The sequence below is a fragment of the Halobellus sp. Atlit-38R genome (assembly GCF_003665925.1).
In the GTDB taxonomy this organism is placed as follows: Archaea; Halobacteriota; Halobacteria; order Halobacteriales; family Haloferacaceae; genus Haloquadratum; species Haloquadratum inordinatus.
Map to the genome: position 1 here is coordinate 1 of NZ_QXIJ01000072.1, position 764 is coordinate 764.

1 pseudogene is annotated in these 764 nt (G+C 62.7%); it reads left to right on the forward strand.

Going from position 1 to position 764, the window contains the following annotated elements:
- Nucleotides 1-159 precede the first annotated feature (159 nt).
- Nucleotides 160-764 (forward strand): annotated as a pseudogene (locus D3D02_RS18150) (DUF1970 domain-containing protein); the annotation flags it as partial.

Genomic DNA, 764 nt, shown 5'->3' on the forward strand with positions numbered 1-764 from the left:
CACGCCGTACACACCGGAAATCATGACGAGTTAGCCGATTCCCTTCGGCTATCAGCTTTCTCTCATGGCTACACCGTGGGCTTCCAACTCGAACATCTGTGAACAGCACCCGCCCGTGAGACGCGACGCTTATTAGGATGTGACTGACACGTTGTAGCGATGGACACCGGCTGGCAGTATCGGATCGCGAGCGTGGGGGGCGTCGCCGCCTTGGTCGGGCTCGCGGTGATGCTCGCCAACAACGGGACCGTTCAGGCGGCCGCATCGATGGTCCCCATCCTCGGGCGCCTAACCGTCGACCCGCCCGCGGGCGCAGAGTTCGTCATTGAGGTTGCGCTGACCGTGGCGGTGGTGGCAGGCGCGTTCGTCCCCCTCTACAAGCCGCGGCCGCGGCGAATTCTCGACATCGTCGCGCTCGCACACAAGCGCGTTTTTGTGGCTGTGTTCGCCTTGGCGACGATCGGCTACTTCGATTACACGTACAAGGTGCCGCGGCTAACACTAGTGTTGATCACGCCGATGCTACTCGTCATCCTGCCGGCGTGGTTCATCTGGCTGCGCCGCCCGGAGGCCCGCAGCGAGCGGGCGATTGTCGTCGGGGACGACCCCATCGAAATTTCCCGCGTCGCTGAGGCTGCGCGTGAAACGGATCTCACACTACTTGGATATCTGTTTCCAACACAGCCACAAGGTACGGCTCAGGGCCGCCTTGGAGAGGACCACAAAGCGAGAGACGCCGATGTCACGTCCGCCGCAGACGGTGG